At 58.0% G+C, this 26143-nt stretch carries 25 protein-coding genes and 2 pseudogenes; 9 read left to right on the top strand and 18 right to left on the bottom strand.

Features of this window, described 5'->3' with window-relative positions:
- Positions 1 to 428: 428 nt before the first annotated feature.
- Positions 429 to 4331, bottom strand: a complete 3903-nt coding sequence (gene hrpA / locus AC4OVU_RS10735) for an ATP-dependent RNA helicase HrpA (protein WP_110292958.1) — start codon at positions 4329 to 4331, stop codon at positions 429 to 431.
- Between the two features lie 203 nt (positions 4332 to 4534).
- Between hrpA and azoR the strand changes: the two genes are divergently transcribed.
- Both azoR and AC4OVU_RS10725 read left to right on the top strand, forming a co-directional pair.
- On the top strand, positions 4535 to 5140 hold the full coding sequence (gene azoR, locus AC4OVU_RS10730) for an FMN-dependent NADH-azoreductase (protein WP_015570577.1): 606 nt from the start codon (positions 4535 to 4537) through the stop codon (positions 5138 to 5140).
- Between the two features lie 90 nt (positions 5141 to 5230).
- A complete protein-coding gene (locus AC4OVU_RS10725; RefSeq protein WP_017693463.1) occupies positions 5231 to 5917 on the top strand; it encodes an RluA family pseudouridine synthase in 687 nt (228 codons plus the stop codon).
- A gap of 7 nt (positions 5918 to 5924) precedes the next feature.
- Here the strand turns inward: AC4OVU_RS10725 and AC4OVU_RS10720 are convergent, their stop codons facing one another.
- On the bottom strand, positions 5925 to 6464 hold the full coding sequence (locus AC4OVU_RS10720) for a DUF2058 domain-containing protein (protein WP_017384500.1): 540 nt from the start codon (positions 6462 to 6464) through the stop codon (positions 5925 to 5927).
- Between the two features lie 168 nt (positions 6465 to 6632).
- Here AC4OVU_RS10720 and AC4OVU_RS10715 point away from each other — a divergent pair, with 168 nt between their 5' ends.
- Positions 6633 to 7607 carry a DUF1852 domain-containing protein gene (locus AC4OVU_RS10715; protein WP_023296571.1) on the top strand — a complete coding sequence of 325 codons (975 nt, stop codon included), beginning with the start codon at positions 6633 to 6635 and terminating at the stop codon, positions 7605 to 7607.
- A 25-nt stretch (positions 7608 to 7632) separates the two neighbouring features.
- Entirely contained in the window at positions 7633 to 8661 is a 1029-nt protein-coding gene (locus AC4OVU_RS10710; protein WP_003857302.1) for a methionine synthase, read from the top strand.
- 3 nt (positions 8662 to 8664) lie between these two features.
- Here the strand turns inward: AC4OVU_RS10710 and AC4OVU_RS10705 are convergent, their stop codons facing one another.
- Positions 8665 to 9597 (bottom strand): LysR family transcriptional regulator, encoded by a 933-nt coding sequence (locus AC4OVU_RS10705; RefSeq protein ID WP_023303693.1) that lies wholly within the window; start codon positions 9595 to 9597, stop codon positions 8665 to 8667.
- Positions 9598 to 9695: 98 nt separating this feature from the next.
- Between AC4OVU_RS10705 and AC4OVU_RS10700 the strand changes: the two genes are divergently transcribed.
- A complete protein-coding gene (locus AC4OVU_RS10700) occupies positions 9696 to 10130 on the top strand; it encodes a DMT family transporter (RefSeq protein WP_003857304.1) in 435 nt (144 codons plus the stop codon).
- Between the two features lie 4 nt (positions 10131 to 10134).
- Positions 10135 to 10593: a DMT family transporter gene (locus AC4OVU_RS10695; protein WP_003857305.1), complete on the top strand. Its 459-nt coding sequence runs from the start codon at positions 10135 to 10137 to the stop codon at positions 10591 to 10593.
- On the opposite strand, the gene AC4OVU_RS10690 is transcribed toward AC4OVU_RS10695, so the two are convergent.
- The 8 genes and pseudogenes from AC4OVU_RS10690 to AC4OVU_RS10655 all read right to left on the bottom strand — a co-directional run bounded on the left by AC4OVU_RS10690 (position 10590) and on the right by AC4OVU_RS10655 (position 15949).
- Positions 10590 to 11123: a DUF3833 domain-containing protein gene (locus AC4OVU_RS10690; RefSeq protein ID WP_491928678.1), complete on the bottom strand. Its 534-nt coding sequence runs from the start codon at positions 11121 to 11123 to the stop codon at positions 10590 to 10592. The two genes, AC4OVU_RS10695 and AC4OVU_RS10690, sit on opposite strands and share 4 nt — an antisense overlap.
- 23 nt (positions 11124 to 11146) lie before the next feature.
- Positions 11147 to 11359 (bottom strand): annotated as a pseudogene (locus AC4OVU_RS10685) (hypothetical protein); the annotation flags it as partial.
- A pseudogene (locus AC4OVU_RS10680) lies at positions 11349 to 11561 on the bottom strand (DUF2878 family protein); the annotation flags it as partial. The pseudogenes AC4OVU_RS10685 and AC4OVU_RS10680, both read right to left, overlap by 11 nt.
- 40 nt (positions 11562 to 11601) lie before the next feature.
- Positions 11602 to 12822 carry an SAM-dependent methyltransferase gene (locus tag AC4OVU_RS10675; RefSeq protein WP_045141532.1) on the bottom strand — a complete coding sequence of 407 codons (1221 nt, stop codon included), beginning with the start codon at positions 12820 to 12822 and terminating at the stop codon, positions 11602 to 11604.
- The gene (locus AC4OVU_RS10670) at positions 12819 to 13541 is read right to left on the bottom strand and encodes a DUF1365 domain-containing protein (protein ID WP_023296566.1); all 723 of its coding nucleotides are present in this window, start codon (positions 13539 to 13541) and stop codon (positions 12819 to 12821) included. Before AC4OVU_RS10670 ends, AC4OVU_RS10675 begins: the two co-directional genes overlap by 4 nt.
- A 1-nt stretch (position 13542) precedes the next feature.
- On the bottom strand, positions 13543 to 14802 hold the full coding sequence (locus AC4OVU_RS10665) for an NAD(P)/FAD-dependent oxidoreductase (protein ID WP_017693469.1): 1260 nt from the start codon (positions 14800 to 14802) through the stop codon (positions 13543 to 13545).
- Complete coding sequence (locus tag AC4OVU_RS10660) at positions 14799 to 15518, bottom strand: SDR family NAD(P)-dependent oxidoreductase (RefSeq protein WP_110292955.1); 720 nt, start codon at positions 15516 to 15518, stop codon at positions 14799 to 14801. Before AC4OVU_RS10660 ends, AC4OVU_RS10665 begins: the two co-directional genes overlap by 4 nt.
- Positions 15515 to 15949 (bottom strand): nuclear transport factor 2 family protein, encoded by a 435-nt coding sequence (locus AC4OVU_RS10655; RefSeq protein WP_017384507.1) that lies wholly within the window; start codon positions 15947 to 15949, stop codon positions 15515 to 15517. The genes AC4OVU_RS10660 and AC4OVU_RS10655 overlap by 4 nt, the downstream gene beginning before the upstream one ends.
- Positions 15950 to 16207: 258 nt before the next feature.
- On the opposite strand from AC4OVU_RS10655, the gene AC4OVU_RS10650 reads away from it, so the two are divergent.
- Together AC4OVU_RS10650 and AC4OVU_RS10645 are read left to right on the top strand one after the other, a co-directional pair.
- Positions 16208 to 16405 carry a hypothetical protein gene (locus AC4OVU_RS10650; protein WP_003857318.1) on the top strand — a complete coding sequence of 66 codons (198 nt, stop codon included), beginning with the start codon at positions 16208 to 16210 and terminating at the stop codon, positions 16403 to 16405.
- Between the two features lies 1 nt (position 16406).
- A complete protein-coding gene (locus AC4OVU_RS10645; RefSeq protein WP_022651152.1) occupies positions 16407 to 17159 on the top strand; it encodes a hypothetical protein in 753 nt (250 codons plus the stop codon).
- 57 nt (positions 17160 to 17216) lie between these two features.
- Here the strand turns inward: AC4OVU_RS10645 and AC4OVU_RS10640 are convergent, their stop codons facing one another.
- Positions 17217 to 19193, bottom strand: a complete 1977-nt coding sequence (locus AC4OVU_RS10640; RefSeq protein ID WP_110292954.1) for an alkyl/aryl-sulfatase — start codon at positions 19191 to 19193, stop codon at positions 17217 to 17219.
- 202 nt (positions 19194 to 19395) lie between these two features.
- On the opposite strand from AC4OVU_RS10640, the gene AC4OVU_RS10635 reads away from it, so the two are divergent.
- Positions 19396 to 20031 (top strand): helix-turn-helix domain-containing protein, encoded by a 636-nt coding sequence (locus tag AC4OVU_RS10635; protein ID WP_023303685.1) that lies wholly within the window; start codon positions 19396 to 19398, stop codon positions 20029 to 20031.
- Positions 20032 to 20073: 42 nt separating this feature from the next.
- Here the strand turns inward: AC4OVU_RS10635 and paaY are convergent, their stop codons facing one another.
- The 6 genes from paaY to paaH all read right to left on the bottom strand — a co-directional run bounded on the left by paaY (position 20074) and on the right by paaH (position 26142).
- Entirely contained in the window at positions 20074 to 20679 is a 606-nt protein-coding gene (paaY, locus tag AC4OVU_RS10630; RefSeq protein ID WP_006810541.1) for a phenylacetic acid degradation protein PaaY, read from the bottom strand.
- A gap of 9 nt (positions 20680 to 20688) precedes the next feature.
- A complete protein-coding gene (gene paaX / locus AC4OVU_RS10625) occupies positions 20689 to 21624 on the bottom strand; it encodes a phenylacetic acid degradation operon negative regulatory protein PaaX (protein WP_032103751.1) in 936 nt (311 codons plus the stop codon).
- Between the two features lie 133 nt (positions 21625 to 21757).
- The gene (paaK, locus tag AC4OVU_RS10620; protein WP_491928677.1) at positions 21758 to 23074 is read right to left on the bottom strand and encodes a phenylacetate--CoA ligase PaaK; all 1317 of its coding nucleotides are present in this window, start codon (positions 23072 to 23074) and stop codon (positions 21758 to 21760) included.
- Between the two features lie 26 nt (positions 23075 to 23100).
- Complete coding sequence (gene pcaF / locus AC4OVU_RS10615; protein ID WP_032103752.1) at positions 23101 to 24306, bottom strand: 3-oxoadipyl-CoA thiolase; 1206 nt, start codon at positions 24304 to 24306, stop codon at positions 23101 to 23103.
- On the bottom strand, positions 24306 to 24728 hold the full coding sequence (gene paaI / locus AC4OVU_RS10610; protein ID WP_110292953.1) for a hydroxyphenylacetyl-CoA thioesterase PaaI: 423 nt from the start codon (positions 24726 to 24728) through the stop codon (positions 24306 to 24308). Before paaI ends, pcaF begins: the two co-directional genes overlap by 1 nt.
- Positions 24718 to 26142, bottom strand: a complete 1425-nt coding sequence (paaH, locus tag AC4OVU_RS10605; RefSeq protein WP_017693478.1) for a 3-hydroxyacyl-CoA dehydrogenase PaaH — start codon at positions 26140 to 26142, stop codon at positions 24718 to 24720. Before paaH ends, paaI begins: the two co-directional genes overlap by 11 nt.
- Position 26143: the final 1 nt, after the last annotated feature.

The raw sequence follows: 26143 nt of genomic DNA, 5'->3' as shown, positions 1-26143 counted from the left end.
ACGATAAAAAGCCGGGTGGCGGCTACGCCTTACCCGGCCTACATGCTCTACATATTCTCCCGTAGGCCCGGTAAGCGCAGCGCCACCGGGCAAGGGTTATACCCGGAGAAATGATAAAAAGCCGGGTGGCGGCTACGCCTTACCCGGCCTACATGCTCTACATATTCTCCTGTAGGCCCGGTAAGCGCAGCGCCACCGGGCAAGGATTATACCCGGAGAAACGATAAAAAGCCGGGTGGCGGCTACGCCTTACCCGGCCTACATGTTCTACATATTCTCTCGTAGGCCCGGTAAGCGCAGCGCCACCGGGCAAGGGTTATACCCGGAGAAATGATAAAAAGCCGGGTGGCGGCTACGCCTTACCCGGCCTACATGCTCTACATATTCTCCCGTAGGCCCGGTAAGCGCAGCGCCACCGGGCAACGGTTTTAGCCGGAAATCTGCTCCATCGCCTGCAAGATACGCTTATCCGAAATGGGATACGGCGTTCCCAGCTGCTGAGCGAAGAAGCCGACGCGCAGCTCCTCGATCATCCAGCGGATCTCCCGCACGTCGTCGTCATCGCGACGCGCCGGCGGCAGTTTGTTGAGCCACTGCTGCCACGCCTGCTGCACGTTTTCGACTTTCAGCATCTGCGCACGATCGCGATGCGGATCGACCGCCATTTTCTCCAGACGCTTCTCTATCGCCTGCAAATAACGCAGCGTATCGCCCAGACGCTTAAAGCCATTGCCGGTGACAAAGCCGCGATACACCAGCCCCGCCATCTGCGCCTTGACGTCCGACAGCCCCAGGGCCATGGTCATATCCACCCGCCCCTTCAGGCGCTTGTTGATATTGAACACGGCGGTAAGGATCTGCTCGACCTGTTTGGCAATCTCGACCACGGTGTCGTTCAGCTCCGCGCGCACCTTTTCATGAAGCTGAGCAAAGCCCTCTTCCGTCCAGACCGGACCGCCGGCCTCGTGGATCAGCTTATCCACACCGCAGGAGATGCAGTCGTCGATCAGGTCCAGCACCTTACCGTACGGGTTAAAGTAGAGCCCCAGCTTGGCTTTGTTCGGCAGCTTCTCGTGCAGATACTTAATCGGCGACGGGATGTTAAGCAGAAGCAGTCGACGCAGCCCGCGCCACATCATCTGCTGTTGCTCCTGCGGATTGTCAAAGAGCTTAATCGCCACGCTGTCGCGCTCATCCACCAGCGCGGGCCAGGCTTTGACCTTATAGTTCCCGCGCTTCTGCTCGTAGCTTTCCGGAAGCTGACCAAAGCTCCAGATGTGCAGCCCGCTCTGCTCAATGCCGTCATCGGCCACCGCAGAGAGCGTCTCCTGGACTTTACCTTTCAGCGCCTCTTTCAGCTCCGTCAGAGAACGGCCTTCGAGCAGCTTTTTGTTTTTATCGTCCACCACGCGGAATGTGATTTTCAGGTGATCGGGCACCTGATCCCAGTTCCAGTCGTCGCGGTCGATGGTGGTCCCGGTCATACGGCGGAACTCACGCTCCAGCGCGTCCAGCAGCGGCAGCTCGAGCGGCGTGACGCGGCCTAAAAACGCTTCGGCGTAGTTCGGCGCTGGCACAAAATTACGCCGCACCGGTTTAGGCAGGGATTTGATTAATGCAATGACCAGCTCGCGGCGCAGGCCGGGGATTTGCCACTCAAACCCGCTCTCTTCCACCTGGTTTAACAGCGGCAGCGGAATGTGCACCGTCACACCATCGGCATCCGCGCCCGGCTCAAACTGATAGGTCAGACGCAGCTTGAGGTTGCCCTTATGCCAGAAGTTCGGATAATCGAGCTTGCTGACCGACTCCGCGCCCTCTTTGATCAGCATGCTCTTTTCGAAGTTGAGCAGGTCCGGGGCCTCTTTGCTGGCTTTCTTCCACCAGCTGTCGAAATGGCGCGCCGAGATCACATCGTGACTGATGCGCTGATCGTAAAACTCAAACAGCGTCTCGTCGTCCACCAGAATGTCGCGACGGCGGGACTTGTGCTCAAGCTCTTCCACCTCGGTGCGCAGCTTCAGGTTTTCGCGGAAGAACGCATGACGCGTCTGCCAGTCGCCTTCCACCAGCGCGTGGCGGATAAACAGCTCGCGACTCAACGCCGGATCGATCTGGCTGTAGTTAACCTTACGCGCGGCCACCACCGGCAGGCCGTAGACGGTGACTTTTTCCGTCGCCATCACCGCGCCCTGCCCACGCTCCCAGTGCGGCTCGCTGTATGAGCGTTTCAGCAGGTGCTGCGCCACAGGCTCAACCCACTCCGGATCGATACGCGCGGCGATACGCCCCCACAGACGGCTGGTTTCCACCAGCTCGGCGACCATGGTCCACTTCGGCGGCTTCTTAAACAAACCGGAGCCCGGGAAGATGGAGAAACGCGCGTTGCGTGCGCCGGTATATTCCTGCTTATCCGCATCCTTCATCCCGATATGAGACAGCAGGCCGGTCAACAGGGCGATATGGATTTCGCGGTACTCCGCCGGTTCACTGTTCACCGGTATACCCAGCTCTTTCACCACCTGGCGCAGCTGGGTGTAGATATCCTGCCACTCGCGTACGCGCAGATAATTGAGGAAATCCACCCGGCACTGACGGCGGAACTGGTTCGAGGAGAGCGCTTTTTGCTGCTCGCCAAGGTAGTTCCACAGGTTCACAAAGGCGAGGAAATCGGACTCTTTATCGTGGAAGCGACGGTGTTTTTCGTCCGACGCCTGCTGCTTGTCCATCGGACGCTCGCGCGGATCCTGAATGGAGAGCGCCGAGGTAATGATCATCGCCTCGCGCACGCAGCCGTGTTTTTGCGCCTCCAGCACCATGCGCGCCAGACGCGGGTCGACCGGCAACTGGCTAAGCTGGCGGCCCAATGGCGTTAGCTTGTAGGCCGTCGCCTGTTCGTCGGTGGTGATGGCCCCCAGCTCTTCCAGCAGCCGCACCCCGTCCTGAATATTGCGCTTATCCGGCGCTTCCACAAACGGGAAGGCGGCGATATCGCCCAGCCCCAGCGCGGTCATTTGCAGGATAACGGATGCCAGGTTGGTCCGCAGGATCTCCGGATCGGTAAACTCCGGGCGCGACAGGAAATCGTCTTCCGAATAGAGACGAATACAGATCCCTTCCGACACGCGGCCGCAGCGGCCCTTACGCTGATTAGCCGACGCCTGCGAAACCGGCTCAATCGGCAGGCGCTGAACTTTGGTGCGGTAGCTGTAGCGGCTGATGCGCGCCGTACCCGGGTCGATCACGTATTTAATGCCCGGTACGGTCAGCGAAGTTTCGGCCACGTTGGTCGCCAGCACGATGCGGCGCCCGCTGTGCGGCTGGAACACGCGGTTCTGCTCGCTGTTCGACAGGCGCGCGTACAGCGGCAGGATCTCAGTATGGCGCAGATCGCGCTTGCTGAGCGCATCGGCGGTATCGCGGATCTCGCGCTCGCCGCTCATGAAGATCAGAATGTCGCCAGAACTCTCGTTGCCCAGCTCGTCGACGGCATCAAAGATGGCCTGAAGCTGGTCGCGCTCGGTATCGTCCGCCTCTTCCACAATCGGGCGATAGCGCACTTCCACCGGATACGTGCGTCCTGACACCTCAATAATCGGCGCATTGTTGAAATGTTTTGAGAAGCGCTCCGGGTCGATGGTCGCGGAGGTGATGATGATTTTCAGATCCGGACGCCGGGGCAGCAGCTCTTTCAGGTAGCCGAGCAGGAAGTCGATGTTCAGGCTGCGCTCGTGCGCTTCATCGATGATGATGGTGTCGTACTGCATCAGCAGACGATCCTGCTGGATTTCCGCCAGCAGGATACCGTCGGTCATCAGCTTAACCATGGTGTTATCGCTGACGTGGTCGCTGAATCGCACCTTGTAGCCGATGCAGCCGCCCGGCTCCGTTTGCAGCTCTTCCGCAATACGGTTCGCCACGGTGCGCGCCGCCAGACGACGCGGCTGGGTGTGACCGATCAGCCCTTTCACCCCGCGGCCCAGCTCCATGCAGATTTTCGGCAGCTGAGTGGTTTTACCTGAACCGGTTTCCCCCGCGACGATCACCACCTGGTGGTCGCGTACGGCCTCAAGAATGTCCTGTTTCTTCTGGCTGACGGGCAGATTTTCCGGATAGGTAATCTCCGGACGTGCGGCTTCACGCAGCACAACTTTCCCTGCCGCCTGTTCAATCTCGTTGGCCATCTCCTGGTAAATGGCCTGTTGTGCATCAGGATTTTTAACCTTCTTAACGCCGTGCAGACGGCGCGCAAACCGCTGTTTATCGCGCAGCATCAGCGAATCAAGCTTTTGCATCAGCATCGGGAAGGTCAATTTTTGGTGTTCTGTCATAGCGTTAACGGGCAGTGCACTGCCGGATAAAATCTCTTTTTAATGATTGGTATAGAGTACCACATCAGCGCTTTTCGCGCCTTATTCAAAAAATTCGAACATAGGCTTCGATATATTGCGCTATCCCTGTGGCAGGATTGTGAATAAAGTGTCAACAAGCAACGGGGCAACCCCCTCAATCAAATACAAAACAGGAATTTCCCATGAGCAAAGTATTAGTGTTGAAATCCAGTATTCTGGCAGGGTATTCACAGTCTGGTCAGCTGTCTGACTATTTCGTTGAACAGTGGCGTGAACAGCACAGCGCGGATGAAATCACCGTGCGTGACCTGGCGGCAAACCCAATTCCTGTGCTGGACGGCGAGCTGGTTGGCGCGCTGCGTCCGAGCGATGCGCCTCTTACCCCGCGTCAGCAGGAAGCCCTGGCGCTCTCCGACGAGCTGATTGCTGAGTTGCAGGCGCACGACGTTATCGTGATCAACGCCCCAATGTACAACTTCAACATTCCTACCCAGCTGAAGAACTACTTCGACCTGGTGGCGCGCGCTGGCGTAACCTTCCGTTACACCGAGAACGGCCCGGAAGGTCTGGTGAAAGGCAAGCGTGCGGTTGTACTGACCAGCCGCGGCGGTATTCACAAAGATACCCCTACCGACCTGGTCGCACCGTACCTGACGCTGTTCCTGGGCTTCATCGGCATTACCGACGTGAACTTCGTGTTCGCTGAAGGTATCGCTTACGGCCCGGAAGTGGCCACCAAAGCGCAGACCGACGCGAAAGCCGCTATCGACAGCCTGGTCGCTGCCTAAGTTTTCCCCCTCTCACCGCCCGGTGGGAGGGTTTTTCTTTTCCCCCGTATTTCGTTATCATCCGCACCCACTCTCCAGCCCGGCGGCCTGATGTCTGTCATTATCGATACGTTTATTGCACCACCCTGTCACGACAACATTGAGATCCTCTGGCAGGACGAGCATCTGCTGCTGATCAATAAACCTTCCGGTCTGCTCAGCCTGTCGGGGAAAAATCCGCAAAACCTCGATTCCGTCCACCACCGTCTTGTTCAAACTTTTCCCGGCTGCACGCTGGTGCATCGTCTTGATTTTGGCACTTCGGGTCTGATGGTCATTGCGCGTAACAAAGCGATCAACGCCGCGCTTTGCCACCAGTTCAGTCAGCGCGCCGTGAACAAGGTTTACACCGCCCTGCTGTGCGGACATGTGGAACAGGACGAAGGGACCGTGGATGCGCCGATTGCCAAAGATCCGGCGCTGTTTCCGCTGATGACGATCTGTGCCCGCACCGGTAAGCCCGCTCGCTCCCGCTATCGGGTGGTGGAACGTATTTACCAGGATACGACAATGCCGCTGACGCGGGTTGAGCTTACCCCGGAGACCGGGCGCACCCACCAGCTGCGCATTCACTGCCAGCAGTTAGGCCACCCTATTCTGGGGTGCGATCTGTATGGTGGTCTGGAATGGCCGGGGGCGGAAGAAACGCCCCGGCTGATGCTGCATGCAAGCGCTCTGAATTTTATTCATCCGCTGAGCGGCGAGACGATGAACGCCCGTCACGCCGCGCCGTTCTGAGCGGGGATTACCACATTAAATCGTCAGGGATTTTGAAGTCTGCGTACGGATCGTCTTCGTCCTGCTCTTCCTGACTCAGGGCGCTGTTTAGCACAATGCTGTCCGCATCGCGCTGGGCAATTTTATCCGCCACTACCGCCGGGATAATCGCGTAATCACAGTCGCCATTCGCGTTAATCACCAGTCGGGCAATCGCCAGACGGCCGTTGATCAGCTGGGTTTGCGTCTGCTTATCGACCTCGATTTTTTTGATAAGGTTGCCGTCGGTAAAGTTAAAGGTAATGTTGCCCTTCGCCACGGTGATGCGGTTCATCTCAATCAGCTGCTTCACCTGCGCCCTGAACTCTTTTGCCAGCACCGCCTGTTTTTGCTGTTCGCTCAGCTGTTTATCACGCTCCAGCTGGGCTTTCTTGTTCTCTTCAACAGCCTCTCTCGCCTCGCGAGCCTGGACGCGGGATTTTTTCGCCGTGCGCTGGACCTTCGCCATCTTTTTACTGCTGACTAAGCCCGCTTTCAGCATCTGCTCTTGTAGGGTGAGTTTTGTCATGTTCGTTTAAACCGGTTGGAAATGTCGGGGGATTATACCTGAATCGCGCAGTTCATGAAGAACCCTCATGTTGCAGTGAAATTAAGTCACTTCCCCTGCGCCAGTGGCTCAGGCATAAATTATGCATTGATAACGTTCCGGCAACATGAACTTAGGATGCATAACCAAATGAGTCAGGCTTTCACATTTACCCTTAAGCGCAGTTGCTTTGATGAAAATTATAACCCGTCAGAAAACACGCGTACCACCACCAACTTCGCCAACCTGGCGCGTGGCGAGAAGCGTCAGGAGAACCTGCGCAATACGCTGGTGATGATCAACAACCGCTTTAACGCGCTGGCGAGCTGGGATAACCCGAAAGCTGACCGCTATGCCGTCGAGCTGGAGATTATTTCAGTCGATATGAATATCGGCGGCGATTTTACTTTCCCGGCCATCGAAATTCTGCAAACGACGATCGTGGATAAAAAAACCCACGAGCGCATCGAAGGCATCGTCGGAAATAACTTCTCATCGTATGTTCGTGACTATGATTTCAGCGTCCTGCTGCTCGAGCATAATAAAGACCGGGCCCGTTTCTCTCTCCCCGAGAATTTTGGCGAGCTGCACGGCAATATCTTTAAAAGCTTCGTTCATTCTGCGGAATATCAGGCGAACTTCAAAAAAGCGCCGGTGATCTGCCTGAGCGTCTCCAGCAAAGACACCTATCGTCGTACCGGTAACCACCACCCGGTGCTGGGCTATGAGTACCAGCCGGACGGCGAGTCGCTAACGGAACAGTACTTCGCGAAGATGGGCCTGAAGGTTCGCTATTTCATGCCGGAAAACAGCGTCGCGCCATTCGCCTTCTTCTTCACCGGCGATTTACTGCGTGATTACACCAATCTGGAACTGATCGGCACCATCAGCACCATGGAGACGTTCCAGAAGATCTATCGACCAGAAATTTACAATGCCAATTCCGCTGCGGGACAGTGCTATCAGCCCGACCTGAATCAGCAGGATCACTCATTAACCAAAATCGTCTATGACCGTGAAGAGCGCAGCCGGCTGGCCATTGAACAGGGTAAATATACCGAAGAGCGGTTTATCAAACCCTATAAAACCCTTCTTGAGCAGTGGTCTCAACACTTCACGCTTTAATTTAATACGGATAAAAGGTTCTTTTATGAAAACATTGCTCCCGACATCAACGGCTGGCAGCCTGCCGAAACCCACCTGGCTTGCACAGCCGGAAACGCTCTGGTCGCCGTGGAAACTCCAGGACGAGGAATTACTGGCAGGGAAACAGGATGCGCTGCGTTTGTCTCTGGATGAACAGATTCGCGCCGGGATTGATATCGTCAGCGACGGGGAACAAACCCGCCAGCATTTTGTCACCACCTTTATTGAACATCTCAGCGGCGTGGATTTTGAGAACCGTCAGACGGTACGCATCCGTAACCGTTACGATGCGAGCGTACCGACCGTGGTAGACGCGGTGGCGCGCCAGAAGCCGGTGTTTGTTGACGACGCTAAATACCTGCGCCAGCTGACTGACAAGCCGATCAAGTGGGCGCTGCCCGGCCCGATGACCATGATCGACACGCTATACGATGCCCACTATAAAAGCCGCGAAAAGCTGGCCTGGGAGTTCGCTAAAATTCTCAATCAGGAGGCCCGCGAGCTGGAAGCGGCCGGCGTCGACATTATTCAGTTCGACGAACCTGCCTTTAACGTCTTTTTCGACGAGGTGAATGACTGGGGTATCGCCGCACTGGAGCGCGCCATTGAAGGGCTGAAATGCGAAACCGCGGTACATATCTGTTACGGGTACGGCATCAAAGCCAATACGGACTGGAAAAAGACGCTCGGCTCCGAGTGGCGCCAGTATGAAGAGGCATTTCCAAAGTTACAGACCTCGAAGATCGATATCATCTCGCTGGAGTGCCACAACTCGCGCGTGCCGATGGATCTGCTGGAGCTTATCCGCGGTAAAAAAGTGATGGTCGGGGCAATTGACGTCGCCACCCAGACCATCGAAACGCCGGAAGAGGTGGCCGATACGCTGCGCAAGGCGTTGCAGTTTGTTGATGCAGACAAGCTCTATCCGTCCACCAACTGCGGTATGGCCCCCCTTTCCCGCCAGGTCGCCAACGGTAAGCTGAAGGCGTTAAGCGCCGGGGCTGACATTATCCGTCGCGAGCTTGCCCGCTAACCTTCAGGTTTGCCAGTACAGTGGCGTACCGAATCGCTCAATATAGTAATCAATCACCGCCCTGACGTTCAGGGGCGGATGACGCGCGTTCGGGTAAATCGCCGCAATTGTCAGTGGCTCCGTATTAATTGAACACTCCATTTCCGGCAGCAGTGCCACCAGCTCACCGCTTTTGAGCCGTTCGCTCACCATCCAGTCCGGGAAAAGCACAACGCCCATGCCGCCCAGCGCCGCAATCAGGAGCGTTTCCGCGTTATTGGAAGTCATCAGAGGTACAATGGGATAGTGAACCCACGCCTCGCCCGGCTGCCGGATCAGCCAGCGGTTAGGCCCGGACGAGCCGCGGTAAACCAGACAGTGGTGACGGCTGAGATCGTCCGGCCCCTCGGGCGCGCCATGTTTTTGCAGATAGTCCGGCGAGGCCGCCAGATGGTAGAACTGCTGCCCGAACACCCGGGCGTGAAACGAGGAGTCCGTCAGCGCGCCGATGCGGAAGATAACGTCCGCGGCGTCACGGTGCGGATCGATAAAATCGTCGGTGAGGGTCAGTTCAATGGAGAGACGAGGGTAACGCGCCAGAAGCCCCGGCAGGCCCGGCGCGATGTGCCTTTGTCCGAAAAAGACCGGGCCATTGATACGCAGCGTGCCCGACGGCTCGCGGGCGCGTTCATCCAGCTCGCGTCGCGCGTCCTCCATATTCCCGGCCATCGCACGGGCATAGCGCACAAAAAGATGCCCGCTCTCTGTGGGCATAATCGCCCGCGTGTTGCGGTAGAAAAGCTGTTGCCCGAGGGCGTCCTCAAGCTGGTGGATCACGCGTGAGACCTGCGACGCAGAAATCCCTTCCCGCCTCGCCACCACGGAAAAATTCTGCGTTTCATAAACGTCGATGAAGATCAGCAGCGCGCGAATGCTGATATGTCCGGCATCCATCATTAATGCATTTCCTGCAAAGGTGTTTCCTGCATTATGGCATTTTTCTCAATGATGTTCAGACGTAATCTTCTCCGCCTGGAAAAAGGAGAAAAAGCGTTATGCACATTATTTTAATTTTACTGGTGATTGCCGGCGGCATGGGGCTGTCCGTGGAAGCCGGGCTGCTGGGGCCGCTGGGCGCAGAGGTGGGCGACCTGTGGGCGGCGTTCAGCATATTCAGCGTGGGAACGGGGCTGACGTTTCTGCTGATGCTGTTTTTCAGCCCCCGCAACAGTCCCTCATTTTTTGCGCAGCCTTCATGGCACCTGTTGGGTGGCGTGCTCGGCCCGGTTTACGTCATCATTCTCACCATTGCCACGCCTGCGATCGGCATTGCCATGACGATGATCGGCATTCTGGCAGGCCAGGTTTTTAAAAGCCTGATTATCGACCACTATGGCCTGCTGGGTACGCCGCACCGCAGGATCGATACAAAACGCATTATTGCGCTGGGATTTATCATCGCCGCGCTCATTCTCGTGGCGCAGGGGTAACGTTATGACAGTGATTATGATTATTCTGGCGGTGATTGGCGGCGCAACGCTGAGCATTCAGGCTGCTATTAACGGGCAATTAGGCAGCAGCGTGGGGGTATTTAAAAGCGCGTTTCTGACGTTTTCCGTCGGCGCGCTGGTGACCGCCCTGCTGATCTTCTTTTTTGAGCCGAAACAGGCGGTCAGCCTGATGGATGTGCCCAAATGGCAGCTTCTGGGGGCCCTGTGCGGCGTGCCCTATATCGTGATTATGGTGCTCGCCGTGCAGCGCATCGGGACCGCCGTTGCCACGGTAGCGGTTATCCTGGGCCAGCTGGCCATGAGCATGCTGATTGATAACTTTGGCTGGCTGAACAATGAAGCCATTCCGTTTTCAGTGAGCCGTTTCGGGGCCGTCGTCTGCCTGAGTATTGCGCTCTTCTTCATCTACTCAAGCAGTAAACCTCAGCCCGAAGAGGATTAACCGCCCTCTTTGCGGGTAAAGAACAGCGTCACCGTGGCGACGGTGACGCCAAATTTCTTCATCTCGGTTTTATTAAACAGACGGGTGCTGTCCTGCAAATACATCCAGTCATCAAAGTGCAGCAGCCAGGTTTTACCGTCCGCCTTCACGTTCATGCTGTAGCGCCAGTTAAGGGCATTGCCCGCCGCCTGGCCTGTCGCGACACCGTCTATGTCACCCGCCGTGCCTTCATAGCGATTCTGCCCAACGCGGCGGATATGCCAGACGCGCTGCTGCTTCTCGCCGTCATCGTAGACAAAATGTTCATTCAGGGTCAGCGTATCGCCGATAACATCCCCGGCGATCTCGACGTGAAAACGACGGATCTGCTTACCGCTGCGATCCTGCACCATCCCCCACGCCTCGGTTTTCCCCTGGAAGTAAGTAAAAATATCAAGCCGTGGCTGCTGCTGACGATACTCTGTCACCTCGGTGCTACATCCGGCCACCAGCATCGTCAGGGCAAGCGCCATTAACAGGAAACGTTTCATTGTGGTCCTCCGATTAACTGCTGACGCAGTTCAGGATACTCGCTCAGCCAGGCTTCACTCTGCGGCTCCTGCTGCAAAATGCCCTGCGCCTGCCACTGGTCGCGGGTCGCCTCAACCAGGTCGTCACCATCGATGTCCCGGGCATAGGTGATAATCAGCGCATTATCGCCGTCTAACCCTGTATAGCTGCCGTCGGGCGTCAGAAGCTGAGAGGTATAAACGGTAAACGGCCCCCAGACGCTCGCCGATCAGGTAGGCCACCGGCCCGCCCAGGGTCGCCAGTACCGTCAGCAACCAGCCCGGCAAGGTGGTCGTGCGGGTCAGTTGCGTCCAGACGGTGGCAAACATTAGCCACAGCGCCACCATCCATAGCGGCATCAGGGACGCGCCCGTGAACGCAATCAGCCCCGTCAGCGCCCAGAGCGCGTCCAGTAGAGATCAAACCCGATGGCCAGCAGAAATACCTGCCCGTAGCGCTTCATACGCGTTCCGCAGTCAACTGCACCACGCTGATGGTGCGGGCATTAAACCCGGCTTCACAGTAGCCGAGGTAGTAGAGCCACATCCGGCGGAAACGGTCATCAAACCCGAGCTTTTCAATCTCCTGCCAGGCGTGAACGAAGCGCTGACGCCAGTGCGCCAGCGTGCGGGCGTAGTCCGGTCCCATATCGAAGAGGTTACGCACCACAAAATCGGTATGGCGGGTCATGAGTTCATTCATGGCGGTGATGCTGGGCAAAAAGCCGCCGGGGAAGATGTAGCGCTGAATAAAATCGACGCTTTTGCTGTAGTCGCGATAGCGTTGATCCTGAATGGTGATGGCCTGAATCGCCATCCGCCCGCCTGGACGCAGACGCGCCTGGCAGGTGCGGAAAAATGTTGGCAGGTAGCGTTGACCGACGGCCTCAATCATCTCAACCGACACCAGCTTGTCGTAGACCCCGGTCAGATCGCGGTAGTCGCAGAGCAGCACCTCAACACGATCCTGCAACCCTGCCCGGGCGATGCGCGCGGTGGCCCAGTGGTACTGCTCCTGCGACAGCGTGGTGGTGGTCACCCGGCAGCCGTAATGACGGGCGGCATATTCCGCCATCGCCCCCCAGCCGGTGCCAATCTCCAGCAGATGATCGTTTGCCGTGAGCGCCAGCTGGTCACACAGCCTCGCCATTTTCGCCTGCTGAGCCGCGGTCAGATCCTGCTCGTCCCCGCTAAACAGCGCGCTGGAGTACAGGAGATGTTCATCAAGGAAATGGGCGTAAAAGGCGTTGCCCAGATCGTAATGGGCGGCAATATTTTCCCGCGCCTGCGCGCGGGAGTTGCGCCGCATCCAGTGCCGCAGCCGCTCCACCGGTTTCCCGAGCAGGCGAAACCCTTTTTCCAGCTTTCCGAGGATTTGGCTATTGCGCGCAATCAGCTCCAGCAGCGGCGTCAGGTGGGGCGTCTCCCAGTCGCCATCCATCCACGCTTGTGCCGCGGCGAGGCTGCCCCCGGTTAAAATGCGCCAGTAGACGCCCGGAGCAAGTACCTGCACCTCAGCGTGAAGCGCGGCGGAAGCGTCGCCGAACTGGAACGTCTGCGCGCCTTCACGCAGCGTCAGCGAGCCACCGTGCAGGCCATTCAGCAGGCGGAAGAGCAACCATCGCGCGACGCGGACGTTGCGCGGGATATCGGGTTCAAGCGCAAAGACGGGATTGGTCATGAGCGTTCACTCCTGCTGAGGGGATGGTTATGCAGCGGTACGCGCTTCAGCCACAGCCTGAGCGCCTGCCAGTAAATGGCGAAAACGGTTTTGAGGGTCATCAACGGGATCCGCGCCAGCAGCGAACGCAGCGCCGTGCGCGTCAGCGGGACCCGGCGCAGCGTCAGGGTGGCATCAAACACCTTCGTCTCCTGATGGTTTTCGATATGCATGCGCAGCGTGCTGTCCGGGCTGTTGAAGCGCCAGTGGTAGATCATGTCCATCGGATTAAAGGGCGAGACGTGAAACGCTTTCTCCGTCGGCGGGGCGTCCCGCCCCGCTACCGCGTAGTAATGTCGTTCATTCCACGGCGTGTTACGGACTTCGGCGAGAACCCAGCGCAGGGTGTCTTCCCCGTCATAGCAGTAGTAGAAATTGACCGGGTTGAAATGAAAACCGAAATAGCGCAGCTGAGTCAGAAGCATGACCCGCCCCGCCGGACGTTCGCCGGTCAGATTTTCCAGACGCTCAAGGACACGCGCTTTGAGCGGCGTGCCCAGCGGGTAATCCGCATCATAAAATGCCGCGGGCGCAACGCGGTTACGACGCACGCCGACAGAGGGCAGCGCGTCCAGCTCATCCAGATCGAGCCAGGCCATAAACACGCTGTAGGTAAAGTGGTGCGCTTTCGGCGCAAGCCGACGATGGCGCAATGTACCGTGGTAAAGGCAGCTGTTCATCTCAGTTGCCCTCCCCGGTCGCGATAGCGTTGACCACGTCCAGCGCACTGCGCACGCCATCTTCGTGGAAGCCGTTGTACCAGTACGCGCCGCAGAACCAGCTCCGCTGGCGACCGTTTATTTCGCCGCGCCGGGCCTGAGCTTGCCAGCTTTGCGGGTTAAAAAGCGGATGCTCATAGACAAAGCGGCGCAGCACAAACCGTTCCTCCACCGGCGTTTCCGGGTTGAGGGTGACGCAAAACAGCGGGCAACCCGGCGGCAGTCCCTGCAAGATATTCATGTTGTAGGTGACGCAGGCGCTGGCCTGATCCTGCTCGCTGAGGCGGTAGTTCCAGCTCGCCCACGCGCGTTCGCGCACCGGCAGCCAGCGCGGATCGCGGTGAAGCACCACCTCGTTACGCTGCCAGCCGATATCCCCCAGCACCTCGCGTTCAGCCTGCGTTGGGCTGGCGAGCATCGCCAGCGCCTGAGCGGAGTGGCAGGCGAAGATCACCTGATCAAAAGTATCTGTTACGCCCTCACGCGCAATATCAACCCCACGATCGTGGCGAATAACCTGCTGCACCGGCGCGTTAAGGTGCAGCGTCAGGCGATCGCCGAGCGTATCCAGCATCGCGCGGATATACTCCCTGGAGCCGCCTGGCACCACGTACCACTGTGGACGATGGGTAATGTCCAGCAGACCGTGGTTTTCAAAAAAGCGTAAAAAGAGCGGCAGCGGAAAGCGTTTCATCTCCTGTAGCGACGACGACCAGATAGCCGCCCCCATTGGCAGGATGTAGTGGCGCGCAAAAAAGGGCGTAAAACGGTGCTGGCGCAGGAACGTTTCCAGCGTGGCGGAACCATCGACTTCGCCCCGGAGCGTCTGTTTCGCCAGCCGGTTAAAGCGCACGATCTCCTTCAGCAGCGTCCAGAAAGCCGGGTTGAGCAGATTACGTCGCTGGGCGAACAACGACGTCAGCGTGTGCCCGTTGTACTCCAGCCCGCTCTGCGGGTTGTGCACCGAAAAGCTCATCTGCGTTTTTTGCCCGCAGATGCCCAGTTCGCTGAGCAACCCCATGAAGCGCGGATAGGTGCGGTCGTTGTAGACGATAAAACCGGTATCGATGGCAAAGCTGCCCTGCGGCGTGTCGACATCCACCGTTGCGGTATGGCCGCCCGGCGTGGCCTGCGCCTCAAACAGCGTGACCTGATGATGTCCGGCGAGCCGCCAGGCACAGGTTAACCCGGCGATGCCGCTGCCGATAATTGCGATTTTCATGGTCGCACCATCCTGCGCAGCAGTGCGCGCTGAAGTACATCGGGCAGGCCGGAAAGCACGCGCAGCGCCAGGCTGAACCCGGCGGGAAACGCGATGTGATCCTTCCCTTTTGCCAGACCGCGACGAATGGCGTGGACGGCGTCCCCCACGCTGACCCGGCCCGGCATCGGGAAATCGTTTTTGCGGGTCAGCGGCGTGTCGACAAAACCGGGTGAAACGACCGTGACGGCAATCCCTTTCGGTTCCCAGTCGAGGCGCAGCGTATCGGCGAACCAGGTTAACGCCGCCTTGGAGGCGCCATACGCTTCGGCTCGCGGGAAGTGAAGCCAGTGCGCCATCGAACTGACCAGCACCACGCGGTTGCCGGATACCAGCTGCGGCTGCAACGCCGCAAGGCAGTTTACCGGCCCGATGAAATTGGTGGTCATGACCCGCGCCACCAGCTCGGCATCCACCTCGCCGCGGTCGAGATACTCGCAGGTTCCGGCGCAGAGAATCACCGTGTCGGCAGTACAGTCCGCCAGCACCTGGCGACAGGCGTCCCTGTCTGTCATATCGAACAGGCGCACCGTAATGTTGGGGCTGTACTGATGCACGGCTGCCAGACGTTGCGCATCGCGCCCGCAGGCAATCACCCGGTAACCATCGTCGGCAAAAGATTTCGCCAGCCCCGCCCCGATGCCCGAGCTTGCGCCGGTGATCAGAACCGTTTTCATGATTTCACTCTTCGCTTCACGCCGCGCACGGCCCAGCCGAGTATCGGGAGATGTTCGTAAATCATCTCTCCGGCATCGTAGTAATCCCGCTGGCGAACAATGCGATCGTCGCGCATGTCTACCACGGAGCAGCCCGGCAGCTGGCGCATTGCCCCCCCGGCGATACGTGGGTGCGACCAGTGCATCATCCAGGTGACAACAAAGCGATCGCCCTGCTGCAACGGTGCATCGACGGTAAAGCGACAGTGCTGGACGTTAGCCAGCAGATGGGTGAAATAGCGCTGAATCGCGAACACCCCGCTGTGTTCGCCAAAGGGATCGATAAGCGTGGCATCGGCGCGATAAATCCCCGCCAGCGCCGAAGGTGGCTGGGTATCCAGCGTGGCGTAGTAATCAACGAACCGACTGATGACGGACGGCAACGTGCTCATGGGTCACATCCTGGGTGTAAACAACGTAGCGGAATCGCATAATTTAAACTTACACAATTAACTTTATTTGTCCAAGTTTGCGCAGATATATTTTTTATTCTTATTATTTTTCAGTTACATGGAATATCACCACGCACAACCATTTTGTGAAAAATATGAATTTCGCCGCCAGGCTGCCGATTTTTTAGGGATAACCTTAAGGCAAAGGTGCCATTTATCTTCCAGACTTATCCTTTTAATTCATAAGGATGTCACGCGATGAAACATTTACTGATGACGCTCTTTTCCAGCCCGGAATCCTTGTTGCAGGTCATGAGTCACCAGGAAATTATCGAAGCCGTAGAGGATGGCGACCGCATCATCATCGATCAGGATGGAAACGCCTCGGTTAACTACAAAAGCCACGAAGTACGGCAGGACTTTCTGCGCCATGTCAACGCGCTGAAGAGAGCCTGAAATGGGAACGGCAATATTCATGGTATTGATGGTATGCGGGTACTGGTACACCAGCCGCGACCTCTCAACACGGTTTAAAATCAAGCGATCCTTTGGCTGGGACGTCTATTTTCTTGTTGCACTGTATGGCTGTATTTTTGTTCTTCAGGGGGTGATCGCCACCGGCCTGCTGTGGCTGCTGTTGTTCGCCCTCTCCGCCGCCGATAACACGTTCCATTTCACGTCAGCAAAATATGCCGACTGGCAAATTGATTTTATGAACTGGAGCTTCCTGGGGATTCAGGCCCCGGTGGTGGTGATGCTGACCTTCGCGATCCTGTTTTGTCTCTACCGCTCGAACTGGGCCGGAAGCGCGCGGCTGGACGGTGAGGGCCGGAAAAAATTGTACAAGCGGCTGGCGCAGTCGAGCGGGATTGAACAGCTGCTCTATCAGTGCATGGAGGAAGGTGAACTGGCGCACGTCACGCTGAAATCGCGGCGGATCTATATTGGCATGATCCATACCGCCACGCTGGAGTATGAAAAAACGGCCAATATCGTGCTTATTCCGATGCTGAGCGGCTACCGTGACGGGAAGAACATGCAGCTCTGTATCGAACATAACTACAGCAAATGGTATGCCGAGCATGACATTACGCTCGATTCGGAGCCCAAAAGCGCCATGGATTTTCGCAAAGTGATCATGCTGGATCAGATCGAGAGTATTTCGCTGTTCGATCCGGCAAGCGCCAGCGCGCTGGCGATGCGTGAATGAAAAAAATGGCGCCTTATCGTAATAAGGCGCCAGGATTAACCAGGATGAACGCTAAACTTATGGCGTGACAATATTGAACCAGAAGTCAAATGTGTCCATGTAGCTCAGCATCTCTTCCAGCTTCGCTCTGTCTCCGCTCACCTTGACGTCACCCTTGTCCATCGCCTGCTTGAGCGTCTCTTTCTTAAGGATGATGTCATTCAGCGTGGTGCGGTCCAGGGTGATGGTTGCGTCGGCATCCTTCGCCTGCGCGTTGGCGGTATGGTTCAGCACGCCGTTTTCCAGCTCCAGCTTGTATTTGCCGCCATCCTTACCGAGATCGATGTTAAAGACCGCTTTCGCGTTACCGGCCCGCACCCCGTTGATGTGCACGCCCAGGTAGTCGAAGAACATTTCCGGAGTCATCGCCCGCACGGTATCCGGGCTGGCGGTGTTCGGCGTCGGCAGCTTCTTCACGCCATTACGCAGTTCCTGCGCGCCGGTCAGGTAGAAGTTACGCCAGGTGCCCGCTTCCGCCTGGTAACCTAACTGCTCCAGCGCGTCGGCTTCCAGATTACGTGCCGTAGCGTTCTGCGGATCGGCGAAGACAATTTTGCTGGTCACCTGCGCCACCCAGCGGTAGTTGCCCTGCTGATAGTCAGCTTTGGCTTTCTGCATGATGGCATCGGCCCCTCCCATGTATTCCACAAACTTCTTCGCAGCCTGTTCAGGCGGCAGTTCGTCGAGGGTAGCCGGGTTGCCGTCGAACCATCCGAGATAAAACACGTAGGTGGCTTTGACGTCGTGGCTGACGGAACCGTAATAGCCGCGGCTCGCCCACTGTTTTTCCAGCGATTCCGGCAGTGTAAATTCGGCGGCGATCTCGTCGCGGGTCAGCCCCTTGTTTGCCATACGCAGGGTCTGGTCGTTGATGTAGCGATACATATCGCGCTGGCCTTTCATCAGCTTGACGATATTCTCGTTGCCCCAGGTCGGCCAGTGGTGCTGCGCAATAATCACTTCCGCGTCCGCGCCCCAGCGCTCAATGGCGGCGTTGATGTACTTAGACCAGGCCAGCGGATCGCGGATTTTCGCGCCGCGCAGGGAGTAGGTGTTGTGCAGGGTATGAGTCACGTCCTCTGCGGCTTCGATCATTTTCTTCTCTTTGACATACCACAGCATTTCAGACGGGGCTTCTGAGCCCGGCGCCATCATAAAGTCGTAGGTCAGCCCGTCAATCACCTCTTGCTGACCGGTATGGGTAATGTAGTTGGTCGGCGGGATCAGGGTCACCGTACCCGCAGAGGTGGTGGTGCCAAGACCCGCCCCCACCTGGCCTTTTGCATCCGGCTTCAGCAGGTTGCCGTACATATAGCTCGCACGGCGGCTCATCGCATTCCCGGCCATAATGTTTTCGGAAACCGCTTCTTTCATAAAGCCTTCCGGGGCGTAGATCTTCACTTTGCCGGACTTCACGTCGGCTTCGTCAACCACACCGCGCAGGCCGCCGTAGTGGTCGACGTGACTGTGGGTGATCACCACAGCGACGACCGGTTTCTTGCCGCGGTTTGCATAGTAGAGATCCAGCGCTTCTTTCGCCGGTTCAGCGCTTAACAGCGGGTCGATAACGGTGATGCCCTTCTCGCCTTCAATGATGGTCATGTTGGAGAGATCGAGATTGCGGATCTGATACACGCCGTCGGTGACCTTAAACAGCCCGCCAATGTTGATCAGCTGTGACTGACGCCACAGGCTCGGGTTTACCGTATCCGGGGCTTTTTCACCCTCTTTCACGAAATCATATTTCGCCGGGTTCCAGATAACGTTCCCCTGCTCGCCTTTAATCATGTTTTGTGGCAGCGGGGCGATAAAACCTTTATGGGCGTTCTCAAAGTCGGTTTTATCGGCAAACGGTAATTTTTTATACAGGGCGTTATTTGCCTGCCGGGTTGTGGCAGTGGCATCCTGCGGCTGCACTTCCGCAAACACGGAAAGCGACAGCGACGTCAACACACCGGCAAGCGCCAGATGTTTAGCAATTAGGGTTAATTTCATTGAATGGCCTCGTAGATTAATTGCGCCGCCTGGATATTTACTGTTGGCGGATAATTTTAATGCGAACTCATTGACGACCATTCTAATCAGAATACTTTCTCATCATAGTCCCATATGGGACTGGTTATTTATCGGTTCGTAATCCGGGGGCTATTGCTGCTATACTCGCTACCACGGCAGACGTTGCGGGGAGAGGCTTAGCGTGAATTTTCAGGATATCCATACCTATTATCAGCAACTCAATATTGGGCAATTCTTTCCGCACATGCTTTGTAAAGGCGAGGCCTTAACCGTTGCCGCAAATAAAAAATTCACCGTCGAGCCTGGCTATATCTATTTTTGCACTGAAGGGTCGCTGACAATATTAATGCCTGATGATGGCCTAAATATTGGCAATACTATCGAGTATATGCCGATAGGGTTAATGGAAAGGTATTGTCCACTGGCGAAGTATGAATATCGCAGCAGTGCGAAGGTGAAGCTGGTGAGAATAGCCTGGGCCGACTTCGACCAGCTATTTTTCGGAGGCGGGTGTGAGCGCATGCAGGCGCTGGCCACCATACTGACCTACATGTCCATTTTCACCATCGACCTGCACAATGAACGCAGGCAGGTCACCAGCTACCAGACCATCAAACCGATGCTGTACCGCTATCTCTATCGGCAGGAGACCCACACGGGAGAGAATGAGGGCCTGGCGCTGTTTATCATTAAGCGCACTAACCTGTCACGCACGCATGTCTTTCGCGTGCTGGCAGATCTCAAAGCCGGGGGCTATATCACCATGAAGCGCGGAAAGCTGGTGTCGATTGACCGGCCCCTGCCGGAAGCGTATTAAGCTCATCTTCACGCCTTGAGCAACACGCGGGAACGAACGGCCTTATTTATCCCGGCCAGCCGACTTGGGCCGTAAATTCTCATCGAAGACCAGCCGTTTGCGGCCGGGCTCTTCTTCCCGCAGCGGCTCCACCTGATGCAGCGTTTGCTTACAGCGATCCACCAGTACCTGATACTCCCGCGTGCCCTGCTTTTTCCACTCTATTTCCTGCGCGCTTAACTCACGAATCGCTTTCGCCGGACTGCCAAGAATTAAGTGATTCGCAGGCATCTCCGCTTTGGCCTTCACAAACGCCGCCGCCCCGACGATGCTGTTTTCGCCGATCGTCGCCCCGTCCATCACGACCGCATTCATCCCCACCAGCGCATTACGGCGGATAATGCAGCCGTGCAGGATCGCGCTGTGGCCGATATGCCCGTCCTCTTCCACCACCGTGTCCTGCTCCGGAAAACCGTGCATCACGCAGTTATCCTGGATGTTCGCGCCGTCTTTCACCACGATCCGGCCAAAATCACCGCGCAGGCTGGCGTTAGGGCCCACGTAAACACCTTTTCCGAGGATCACGTCGCCAATCAGCACCGCGGTCGGGTGAACATAGCTCTCTTCAGGCACGACCGGCGTCAGACCATCAATTTGATAAACAGGCATACCCTCTCCTTATGTGATATTCAGACCACCAAAACGCTGGTGATAAAGCGTGCCGGGAGCGGGCAGCTCGCCCACGGAGGTTTCCCCCTTCTCACTGACAAACGCCAGGGCTCCCGCCGCCACGCGCTGGTAGATGTTAATACACAGCTGTCGCGCGCTCTGTCCCGCCCAGTGCGCAGGAAGTAACTCCTCCGGCAACAGCGGATCTTTCAGCACCACGCGACGATAAAAATGAATGAGTAACAGCTGGATCTGGAAGCAGCGTTCCGGAGTCAAATCCTCAGGCGGCGCCTCTTTCAGCAGCGGCAGCAGCGGACGGAACGAGTTGATAAACGTTTCGTACATCGCATTTTGTTCGGTCAGCTGCCAGCACTCTTCCACGCGGGATCGTAGCGCCGCGCGTGACAAGGCCAGCGGCGAATGGGCTTCAAAGAAAATGACGTTTTCCGCCACGCCCGCGTCATGCAGCAGAGACTGCACGTCCGCCAGGTTCTGCGACGGCGAGGCCATCAGGCTCGGCGCCAGCGTGCCGAACCCTTGCCAGATGAGCTGTTTTTTCACGTCCGCGAGCGTGGTTTTATCCAGCCCCTCGGAAAGCAGCAGCAGCCATTTACCATCCCACGCCGGCAGTTCCGCACGGTAGATTTTATTTTCCGCGCGGCGGGTCAAACGCAGCCCCTTGTCGCTGAGACGGTAAAAGCTGCGGCGGCCAATGCGGGACACGTCCAGCCAGCCCTCTTTGTTGAGGCGAAACAGCGCGGTGCGCACAAAGCGCTCCCCGAAACCCATCCCTTCCAGCAGGGCCGCCAGGCTGCCGAGCCAGATCTCTCCGCCGCGATGGGAAAGCGCATCGCCATACAGCGAGGAGATAAGCGACGTTCCGCTGACGGGAACAGAGCTGACTGCGTGCTGGATAAAGGCATCAAGTTTATTCATGTGATTCATTCTGTTGTTATTTTTTTCCTGGATGAATCATAGCATACGAATCTGGGGTGTACCCTCACCCTAACCCTCTCCCAAAGGGAGAGGGAACTTAATACACCCTCTCCATTTGGGAGAGGGCTGGGGTGAGGGAAATTCAACCGTTGGCTGCCACTTTACGCAAATCAAACACCCGGCTGGCTTTACCCTCGGAGCGCGGTATACTGCCGCAGTTCACGATCATCACGTCGGTCGAGATCCCCACCATCGATTTAATCCGATGACGCAGCTGATGGCAGACCTGACAGCGCTGTTCATGGGTCAGCGTTAAGCTGCTCTGTTTCAGCTCGACCTTCACCGAAAGTGAATCAAGATGCCCGCGGCGGTTCACCTCCAGCTGATAGTGCGGCGAAAGGTGTTCGAACTTAACGATCTCCTCTTCCAGCTGTGACGGGAAGACGTTAACCCCGCGAATGATGAGCATGTCGTCGCTGCGCCCGCTGATGCGATCCATCCGGCGCATGGTGCGTGCGGTGCCCGGCAGCAGGCGCGTCAGGTCGCGGGTGCGGTAGCGGATCACCGGCAGCGCCTCTTTGGTCAGCGTGGTGAACAGCAGCTCGCCCTGCTCGCCGTCGGCCAGCGGCGTGCCGTCATTCGGGTTGACGATCTCCGGGAAGAAGTGATCTTCCCAGATGGTCGGGCCGTCGGCGGTTTCAAGACACTCCATCGCCACGCCCGGCCCCATCACCTCGGAGAGACCATAGATATCCAGCGCGGTAATGCCCAGCCGTTTTTCAATTTCGCGGCGCATCGCCTGCGTCCACGGCTCGGCGCCAAACACGCCGACGCGCAGGGAACAGGCGCTGGCATCGCCGCCCATCTGACGCTCCAGCTCTTCAATGAGGTTCAGGCAGTAAGACGGCGTCACCATGATCATATCCGGCTGGAAATCGCGGATCAGCTGCGCCTGCTTCTCCGTCTGGCCGCCGGACATCGGGATCACCGTCGCTCCCAGACGCTCGGCACCGTAGTGCGCCCCCAGCCCGCCGGTGAAGAGCCCGTAACCGTAGGCGACGTGAATTTTATCCTTCGCGCTGCCCCCGGCGGCGCGCAGGGAACGGGCGACGATATTGGCCCAGTTGTCGATATCATTCTGGGTATACCCCACCACGGTCGGCTTTCCGGTGGTGCCCGACGAAGCGTGGATGCGCACAACTTGCTCCATCGGCACCGCAGAGGTATCAAACGGGTAGTTGTCGCGCAGATCCTGCTTGGTGGTGCACGGGAATTTTTGCAGGTCCGCCAGCTCGGTGAAATCGTCAGGGTGAACGCCCGCGGCATCAAACTTGCGTTTGTACATCGGAACGTTGTTGTAGGCGTGGTGCAGCGTCCACTTCAGGCGCGCGGTCTGCAACGCCTGCAATTCATCAATGGACGCGGTTTCGATCGGATCAAGCTTTGTTGTATTTATCATCGCAGGGTACTCACATTATTGTTCGCTCAAACACGCTCAAGGATCATGGCAATGCCCTGACCCACACCGATGCACATCGTACACAGCGCGTAGCGCCCGCCGCGTCGGTGCAATTCATTGCTTGCGGCCAGCGCCAGTCTGGCACCGCTCATTCCCAGCGGATGACCTAACGCGATCGCCCCGCCGTTCGGGTTGACATGCTCGGCGTCATCCGGCAAGCCCAGCTGACGCAGCACGCCCAGCGCCTGTGCGGCGAAGGCTTCATTAAGCTCAATGACGTCCATATCGGTGATACTGAGTCCGGCACGCTCCAGCACCTTGCGGGTGGCGGGCACCGGGCCTAATCCCATCAGGCGCGGCTCGACGCCCGCTGTCGCCATGGCCACAATGCGGGTGCGCGGGGTTAACCCCTGGGCAAGCGCCATCGGCTCGCTGGCGATAATCAGCGCCGCCGCCCCGTCGTTGACGCCAGAGGCGTTCCCCGCCGTCACCACACCGTTCTTACGGAACGGGGCTTTCAGCGCGGCAAGCTGTTCCAGGGTGGTTTCGGCGCGCGGATGCTCGTCCACGCTCACTTCCGTTACCGCACCTTTTTTGCCCGCCACCTGTACCGGGATAATCTCCTGCGCCAGAACGCCATTCTGCTGCGCCCGCGCGGTGCGCTGCTGGCTGCGCAGGGCAAATGCGTCCTGATCGGCACGGCTTATATTTAACAATTCCGCTACATTCTCTGCCGTTTCCGGCATGCTGTCAGTTCCGTATTGCTGATGCATGAGCGGATTCACAAATCGCCAGCCGATGGTGGTGTCGAAGATCTCCGCCTGACGCTGAAACGCCGCCGTGGCTTTGCCCATCACGAACGGCGCACGGGACATGGATTCGACGCCACCTGCGATCAGCAGATCGCCATCCCCGGCCCTGATGGCGCGCGCCGCAAAGCCAAGGGCATCCAGACCGGAGCCGCACAGGCGGTTAATGGTGGTGCCGGATACCGTCTGCGGCAGCCCGGCCAGCAGCGCCGACATGCGCGCCACGTTGCGGTTATCCTCTCCGGCCTGATTCGCGCAGCCGAAGATCACGTCATCTATGCGCTCCAGATCGAGCTGCGGGTAACGCGCCAGCAGCGCACGCAGCGGCACGGCCCCTAAGTCATCGGCGCGCACGCTGGATAATCCTCCGCCGTAGCGACCAACCGGGGTACGCACCCCCTCACAAATAAATGCGTCACGCATCAGGCTTCTCCTGTCACACTGCCGCCGGTGCGGTGCGATTTCCCGCGAAAAAGAGCGACGGTTTTCTGGTGTTGGTTCTGAATTTCAATGTCGTAGACGCCGGTCAGTTTGCCCTGATGCTTCACCCGCGCGGTGGCGGTGAGCTTATCTCCGGCAAAGACCGGACGCAGAAAATCGATGGCGCAGCCTGAGGCCACCGCCGCCAGCCCCTGACTGTTGCAGGCGTAGGCAAAGGCGGTATCGGCCAGCGAGAACAGCTGTCCGCCGTGGCAGGTTTTATGCCCGTTGAGCATCTGCGGGGTGATGGTCATGGTCACCACCGCGTAGCCCTCGCCCATGTCGATAATGTCCATCCCCATCGCCTGCGCGCAGGCGTCCCGTTCGTACATCGCGCGGGCGTTATGCCAGGCGTTATGACTCATAGCTACTCTCCAGAAGCGCACGCTGGCGCAGCAGTGAACAGGGGCGATAGCGTTCCTCGCCGTAGTGACGTTGCAGGTTTTCCAGCAGCGTTAACAGACGCTGCCAGCCAAGGCGTTCGCCCCAGGCGATGGGCCCGCAGGGATAGTTAACCCCTAAGCGCATGGCGGTATCGATGTCTTGCTCGCTGGCGACCCCTTTTTGCAGGGCGTCCAGCGCTTCGTTGGCAATCATCGCTACCGTGCGCCAGACCAGCAGGCCGGGGTAATCGGCAATCTGTACCACCCGTTTCTCCTGGTGCTGCAACCAGTAAATGGCTTTCTGCGTGGCGGCGTGCGGGTTGCCCGGTGCGGTGGCTATCACGGCCACATCCCGCTCGATGCGGTCGACCACCACCACCGGGCAGCCGTGGCGCAGCGCCAGCGATTGCGCGGTTTCACCCTGCGTTTCGATCAGCAACAGATCGTCAATTTCCGTGACACCGTCACTTCTTCGCTGTGCGCGCATCGGGCTGAAGCTGTCGCTGACCGGGGCGAGCCAGCTGACGGCGGGTTTCTCCTCCAGCCAGCGGTAAACGCCCTGCCCGCTTTTCTTACCCAGACGCCCCGCCAGCACCAGCTCCTGCTGCACCAGCGACGGCAGAAAACGACGCTCCTGCCAGAAGGCGTTAAACACGGAGCAGGTCACGGCAAAGTTGACGTCCTGACCTATCATGTCCGTCAGCTCAAGCGGCCCCATCGGGAAGCCTCCGCCGTCTCGCAGGGCGGCGTCGATCACCTCGGGCGTTGCCACCTGCTCTTCCAGCGCGCGCCAGGCTTCCGAGTAGAACGGGCGCGCCACGCGGTTGACGATAAACCCCGGCGTGGACTGGCAGCGTACCGGCTGCTTTCCCCAGCTCAGCGCCAGCTCGCACAGTGCATCGGCCACTTCGGGAGAGGTCGCCAGCCCGCTGACCACTTCCACCAGCTTCATCACCGGGGCAGGATTGAAGAAGTGCAGCCCGGCGACGCGTTCAGGGTGGTTTATCTCCGCTGCAATCGCGGTAACGGAAATGGACGAGGTATTGCTGGCAAGCAGCGTCTGCGGCGGGCAGATCTCTGCCAGCTGGGTAAACAGCGCTTTTTTTACCTCAAGCCGCTCGGAGGCCGCCTCGATCACCAGATCGGCTTTCGCCAGAGCACTGATAGTCGTCACCGGCGTCAGGCGGGCGAGGATCTGTTCCCCGGCGTCGGCAGAGAGTTTTCCGCGCGCAACGCGAGAGGAGAGCCGCTGACGAATGCCGTCGATGGCGCGGGAAATCGCCGCTGCATCAATGTCGTACACCAGAACCGGATGACCGTGGCTGGCTGCCACTTCGGCAATCCCGGCGCCCATGGTGCCGCTGCCAATGACGGCGACCGTATGGATATTCACCATC

The organism is Enterobacter sp. 6722112, assembly GCF_058661685.1.
This window is presented reverse-complemented; position numbering and strand designations above follow the sequence as displayed.

Coding starts and splice junctions, on each gene's coding strand:
- hrpA (WP_110292958.1), bottom strand. CDS start 4,331: ATGACAGAACACCAAAAATTGACCTTCCCGATGCTGATGCAAAAGCTT.
- azoR (WP_015570577.1), top strand. CDS start 4,535: ATGAGCAAAGTATTAGTGTTGAAATCCAGTATTCTGGCAGGGTATTCA.
- AC4OVU_RS10725 (WP_017693463.1), top strand. CDS start 5,231: ATGTCTGTCATTATCGATACGTTTATTGCACCACCCTGTCACGACAAC.
- AC4OVU_RS10720 (WP_017384500.1), bottom strand. CDS start 6,464: ATGACAAAACTCACCCTACAAGAGCAGATGCTGAAAGCGGGCTTAGTC.
- AC4OVU_RS10715 (WP_023296571.1), top strand. CDS start 6,633: ATGAGTCAGGCTTTCACATTTACCCTTAAGCGCAGTTGCTTTGATGAA.
- AC4OVU_RS10710 (WP_003857302.1), top strand. CDS start 7,633: ATGAAAACATTGCTCCCGACATCAACGGCTGGCAGCCTGCCGAAACCC.
- AC4OVU_RS10705 (WP_023303693.1), bottom strand. CDS start 9,597: ATGATGGATGCCGGACATATCAGCATTCGCGCGCTGCTGATCTTCATC.
- AC4OVU_RS10700 (WP_003857304.1), top strand. CDS start 9,696: ATGCACATTATTTTAATTTTACTGGTGATTGCCGGCGGCATGGGGCTG.
- AC4OVU_RS10695 (WP_003857305.1), top strand. CDS start 10,135: ATGACAGTGATTATGATTATTCTGGCGGTGATTGGCGGCGCAACGCTG.
- AC4OVU_RS10690 (WP_491928678.1), bottom strand. CDS start 11,123: ATGAAACGTTTCCTGTTAATGGCGCTTGCCCTGACGATGCTGGTGGCC.
- AC4OVU_RS10675 (WP_045141532.1), bottom strand. CDS start 12,822: ATGACCAATCCCGTCTTTGCGCTTGAACCCGATATCCCGCGCAACGTC.
- AC4OVU_RS10670 (WP_023296566.1), bottom strand. CDS start 13,541: ATGAACAGCTGCCTTTACCACGGTACATTGCGCCATCGTCGGCTTGCG.
- AC4OVU_RS10665 (WP_017693469.1), bottom strand. CDS start 14,802: ATGAAAATCGCAATTATCGGCAGCGGCATCGCCGGGTTAACCTGTGCC.
- AC4OVU_RS10660 (WP_110292955.1), bottom strand. CDS start 15,518: ATGAAAACGGTTCTGATCACCGGCGCAAGCTCGGGCATCGGGGCGGGG.
- AC4OVU_RS10655 (WP_017384507.1), bottom strand. CDS start 15,949: ATGAGCACGTTGCCGTCCGTCATCAGTCGGTTCGTTGATTACTACGCC.
- AC4OVU_RS10650 (WP_003857318.1), top strand. CDS start 16,208: ATGAAACATTTACTGATGACGCTCTTTTCCAGCCCGGAATCCTTGTTG.
- AC4OVU_RS10645 (WP_022651152.1), top strand. CDS start 16,407: ATGGGAACGGCAATATTCATGGTATTGATGGTATGCGGGTACTGGTAC.
- AC4OVU_RS10640 (WP_110292954.1), bottom strand. CDS start 19,193: ATGAAATTAACCCTAATTGCTAAACATCTGGCGCTTGCCGGTGTGTTG.
- paaY (WP_006810541.1), bottom strand. CDS start 20,679: ATGCCTGTTTATCAAATTGATGGTCTGACGCCGGTCGTGCCTGAAGAG.
- paaX (WP_032103751.1), bottom strand. CDS start 21,624: ATGAATCACATGAATAAACTTGATGCCTTTATCCAGCACGCAGTCAGC.
- paaK (WP_491928677.1), bottom strand. CDS start 23,074: ATGATAAATACAACAAAGCTTGATCCGATCGAAACCGCGTCCATTGAT.
- pcaF (WP_032103752.1), bottom strand. CDS start 24,306: ATGCGTGACGCATTTATTTGTGAGGGGGTGCGTACCCCGGTTGGTCGC.
- paaI (WP_110292953.1), bottom strand. CDS start 24,728: ATGAGTCATAACGCCTGGCATAACGCCCGCGCGATGTACGAACGGGAC.
- paaH (WP_017693478.1), bottom strand. CDS start 26,142: ATGGTGAATATCCATACGGTCGCCGTCATTGGCAGCGGCACCATGGGC.